The sequence below is a fragment of the Acinetobacter sp. YH12231 genome, assembly GCF_013417755.1.
Classification (GTDB): domain Bacteria; phylum Pseudomonadota; class Gammaproteobacteria; order Pseudomonadales; family Moraxellaceae; genus Acinetobacter; species Acinetobacter amyesii.
The window spans coordinates 1-4923 of the sequence record NZ_VPDJ01000049.1; the positions used below are offsets into that span (position 1 = coordinate 1).

The 4923-nt window shown below is 34.6% G+C and carries 5 protein-coding genes; all 5 read right to left on the reverse strand.

What is annotated here, in order from left to right:
* Positions 1 to 102 precede the first annotated feature (102 nt).
* Complete coding sequence (locus FTV11_RS16680; RefSeq protein ID WP_180074495.1) at positions 103 to 252, reverse strand: hypothetical protein; 150 nt, start codon at positions 250 to 252, stop codon at positions 103 to 105.
* 67 nt (positions 253 to 319) lie between these two features.
* Positions 320 to 1300 (reverse strand): PoNe immunity protein domain-containing protein, encoded by a 981-nt coding sequence (locus FTV11_RS16685; protein ID WP_180010880.1) that lies wholly within the window; start codon positions 1298 to 1300, stop codon positions 320 to 322.
* Positions 1301 to 1338: 38 nt separating this feature from the next.
* Complete coding sequence (locus tag FTV11_RS16690; RefSeq protein WP_180009470.1) at positions 1339 to 2319, reverse strand: PoNe immunity protein domain-containing protein; 981 nt, start codon at positions 2317 to 2319, stop codon at positions 1339 to 1341.
* Between the two features lie 14 nt (positions 2320 to 2333).
* Complete coding sequence (locus tag FTV11_RS16695; protein ID WP_180009471.1) at positions 2334 to 3734, reverse strand: hypothetical protein; 1401 nt, start codon at positions 3732 to 3734, stop codon at positions 2334 to 2336.
* Positions 3734 to 4923, reverse strand: a 1190-nt coding sequence (locus FTV11_RS16700) for a type VI secretion system Vgr family protein (RefSeq protein WP_180074497.1), incomplete at its 5' end; no start/stop codon positions are given. The genes FTV11_RS16695 and FTV11_RS16700, both read right to left, overlap by 1 nt.

Below are 4923 nucleotides of genomic sequence, written 5' to 3' on the forward strand. Positions count from 1 at the left end.
CAGAAAGCTTGTTTGAATCGATGTATTTCATCCGCAGATTATGCACGAATGCTAAGAAATCCGGAGTGCAAATATTAACCAAAAAGAAGATCGTTTTTTGATTTATGAAAGAGATCTAATATAAAATGTAATATAAGGGCAAACTCCGAACTCTTTTTTTTCTTCCCCATAAATTATTGATGTATCAAGAGGAATATCTCGAACTAATTCTTCTATTTCCTCATCATTTAAATAAACTTGTGCTGTGCTCATAAAATATTCTTTTAATTAATACTTCTTTTTTTAGAGATCCAATATTATCAAGTCCCGAAGGCATAAATTACTCTTCACCATCAAACTGCCAATACACATCGCCCCAATCACTTTCAAAATCAGGAAAAACATCTCCCAAGTTAAAGTATTGACGTGAGTTCACTTTAGCAACTGTAAACCAATAACCCTGTTGAGGACATTTTTCCCCAGCTTTAATTGAAAATTTATTATGATTTTCAAGAAAATTTATTACTGAAGTTTTGAGCTTGAATTTGTGATAAAATTCAACCAAATCTTTAGGGTAATATAAGTATTCATGTAAGACAGTATCATTCTCTATCTCTAACAGAATAACAGCGCACGCTGCTTCAAAAGCCCAGTATCCATAATAGCCACCTTCTGATTTATGAGTATCATGCCAAGGCGCACCTGATAAATCTTTGTACCAATTCTTTAAAAACTTACGGACAAAAGCTAAAGAAATTTCATTATCTTGATTTGAAAAGGCTTCACATAATAATAAGTAAGGTTTTGGTACTAATACTGTTGAACAATCATATCTATTTTCATCTGAAAAAGATAAATACTCTTCAATTAGCCAATCTTGAGCAACATTTTCTCTCATTTCTCCGTCAATTAATTTCGCAACTCTAGGTAGCAAATCCTTTCGGTGGAGTAAATAACACAAACTGATTAACCAAATACATGGACAATAGCCATCAATAGTAAATAATTCAAAAACTGGTAAGTTTATATTTTTATGATAACTTCTTAATTTACTTCCATATTGCTCATAATAGTCAATAACTATTTCAATTTGGCTTCTAATAAAAGGTAAACTATTGCCAGCTGTATATTCCAATATAAGCAGATTTAAATAGTCCTCTGCTACGATAGCATAAGAGTATACCCATCTTTCTTCTATTGAATCACCAACACCTGTAGGATTTACTTTAAAAGTTTCAATAGTGTTCAGAGTTTCCGCCTTTAATGTTTCATACATTTGAGGTGTAAGAAATTGTTGTCTTTTTATATTAACTAAATCCATTTTATGCCCAAAAACTGCCCCGAAGGGCATATTTTCACTTATTCTTCACCGTCAAACTGCCAATATACATCCCCCCAATCACTTTCAAAATCAGGGAATATTTCCCCTTGTTTAAAGTATTTACGAGTGTTTTCCTTGGCTACACTGAACCAATAACCTGATTGAGGACATTTTTTACCTGCTTGAATTGATACTTTTTGATATTTAGTTAGGAGGTCAATTTCAGCACTACTAGGTTTAAATGTACGATAGAACTCTATTAAGTCTTTAGGATAATAGAGGTATTCATGAAATTCTTTATCATTTTCTATTTCTAATAGAATAACAGCACAAGCTGCTTCAAAAGCCCAATATCCATAATATCCACCCTCTGATTTATGGGTATCATGCCATGGAGCTCCAGATAAATCTTTATACCATTTTTTTAAAAATTTGTTTAAATGCTTGAATGAAACTTTATTATCTTGGGTCACAAATGCATTGGATAACTCAAAATAAGGATTTGAAAAAAGGACATCTGAACAATCAAAACGGTTATCGTCATTAAAAGCCAAAAATTCCTCTACAATCCAATCTTTCCCTCCATTTTCTTGATCCTCTCCATCAACAAGGTTAGCTACCAACGGTAGTAAATCAGTTCTTTTTAATAAATAACAAAGGCTGATAATCCATATATATACACAATAGTCATCTAAAATTTCGATGTCAAAAACACTAAAATTATTATTTTTATAATAGGCTCTTTGTTTTAAAGAGAGTTCCTTGAATAATTCAATTACTTTATCAAATTCTAAGCGTAAATACTCAATCGGTTTACCAGCAGTATAGTCCAAAATAAGCAAATCAAACTGATATCTAGACGCTATCGAATAAGAGTCTATCCATCCTGCTTCGATATCATCATCATCATTTGATTCACTTAAAAAACTTTCTATGGCGCTGACAAGCTCACTCCTTGTAGATTGATAGTAACTTTCATCTAAAAATTGTTGTCTACGATTAAACTTAAATTCCATCATAAATAAATTTCCAATTATTTATTATTAACAACGATACTAATGTCTTTATCAGTCCAAACCTTTGTAGCTGTATGAATAGAATGTTCTTTATCAGTTACTGTTTGTTTAGATAAGAATTTAATTAATGCAACAGCATGTTCTACTACCTGCAATCCACTAAAAAAAATAACATATCTTTCATATCTTCTTTTTTTCAATATTATTGGAGCTAGCTTAATTCCTACTGATTTAACAAGACGATTTGTTATCCAATGATGGCTCATTTGAACTACTTTTCCACTAGAATCTCTATATTTTTCGCCACCTAAAGTTAGATTACGATTAGTTGAACTAGTGTTAGTACGGTTTCTAGAAGTTCTGCCAGATCTTTGTTGTTGTTGAGGTATTGATTTATCAATACCATTTTTATCATTAGCATCACCTAATAAATCTCTAAGTGAAGCAGCAGGATTTTGGCTACATTTAGCCTCAATAATTGCATATGGTTTTGCGTCATTATTATTTTTCTTCCAAACTCCATCTATACCACGCCCTCTACTTTTAATAGAAAATAGATTTACCATTTCCCCATTATCATTCAATTTATGAGAGTTTTTCGTTCCTATCTTATCATGTGTTGAAGTTCCCCAGCCTTTAATTTCTTGGCAATAGTAATCTGCCATATGCTCACCTAGAATACCTTTAAATTTATTAGATAAATTAGTTATAGCTGTTTGGCCTATTGACGAATTATTGGTACTGTTAGATTTGCCCTGATTTGTATTGTTTGCTTTTTGTCCACCATTTGCTGGAGAATTTGGCTTATTTGTTTGGTTCTTAGAATTTTTATTTGCATCTGCTGAAGTTTTTCTACTTTTTATTAGCCAGCCATCAACTTCCTTTTTAAATTCTTGTAATTGTTTACCTAAATTTTTTCGAATCTGATCAACATTTTTACGAGCTTCAGGGCTTAGCTGATTTAATACTTTAGGGTTTGTCAGTATCTTATCCAAATTTTTTTGTAATGCATTTAGATCTAGACACTTACGTATCAATTGCTCAGGATCACCTTTCCCTAGTTTTCGGATACCATCTAAAATACTATCCATTGGTAAAGCGCCTTTTTTGACACTTTTTAATGACATTTTGACAGCATCCCCACCACCTGGAACTAAGCCAATTAATGCTGTAATAAGATCAAACCATCCAGCAGGGCTAGCTGGATTTGCAGATAAAATGATAATCGCTTTAATAATATCTCTCGCGTCTACCAATTGACCTAAAACAGGTACACACCCAATTACCGTCTCCGCTAAAATTGCCCAACCACCAGTACTTTCACCTTTAAAGAAAGTCATAGTGTCTTTTTTTAAACTTTGTAGCCATCCACCGGGAACAGAATCTACAGAACGTTTATATTTAGCGACAGAGCCCATTATTTCGCTCCATTCTGTAAGTTATTTGTAAGTTTTTGATATGCTTCTTCATCTAATAGTGACCAAATATCATCGTCAATAGTGTCTGTATCTTCAATTTCTGCATCTAGGTCATCGGGAATGTCTTTTTTAAACTCTGACGGATCTTCCCCATAATAAATTTCAGATTTTCCTTTAGGTACATTTTCTAATTTAGCGTACCCTTTATCATCTAAAGTACCTTCTCTGTAACTTCCATCTTCAAAAAAGACTTTAAAAGGAGCCCCTTTAACTGGTGATAAATCATCATAATGGTAGTTCAATTCCATCCAATTTTGCATTTCACCTAATAATGGTAAAGTAATATTTTTTGGTTGAGCCGTACTTCCACCTGTAAATAAATGCTGCCCGGCCTTAACCTCAAACTTTCCACCCGTGGTAGGGAATATGCCAGAACCATTAATCTTGAGCTGTGATCCGCCTCCAGTCAGGATTATTTCTTTAGGACTGGTGATATAAACTACATCTTCCGTGGAAATAATTTGAATACCTTTTCGGGCAATCAGATCTGCCCCATCTCCTTGGGCTTGGATTTCAACTTTGCCTTTGCCTGCATAAGCTCGTAAGCCTTCTTGTGCTGCAAATAGACTGATCTTGCTTTGTGCATGGGCAATTAAGGATTTTTGACTGCTGAGGTTGATGCTATCCCCTGCACTTTGGCTGATCTGTCCATCTGCTGAAAGATGAACATCTTCCTGACTACTTACAGCAATTGAGTTTGGTGCAGATAAAATCATTAAGGCTTGTTTAAAGGCATCCGCCTTTTCTTTACTGCCTTTTTCGATTTGCCGAAGGAAGTTTTTTAAATTATCCAAGACTTCAAGTGGGTCAGTTTGTTGATTTTTCGCCACTTCACTTAAGGCTTTACTGCTGTTTAAGTTGGCTTCGATTTGTTCTTTCGCCGCTTGTGCGTCGAGGTGCATTGCCGCTGCTTGTTGTTGTGGGTGTGTGCTGACAAGTAGCCCCTGTCCTGCACGTACTGCGCCCCATTGGTCGGTTCTCAGTTCAAAGCCTTCACCTCGCCCTGCACTTTCTGCGGTTTCTTTGGGATGACTGAGGTTACCGAGGTTGAGCTGGGTAGCACCATGGGTACTTTGTAATTGTGTCGAAATTTGTCCTGTGGTGTCATCAAAGCGCAGTTGTCCAAAGC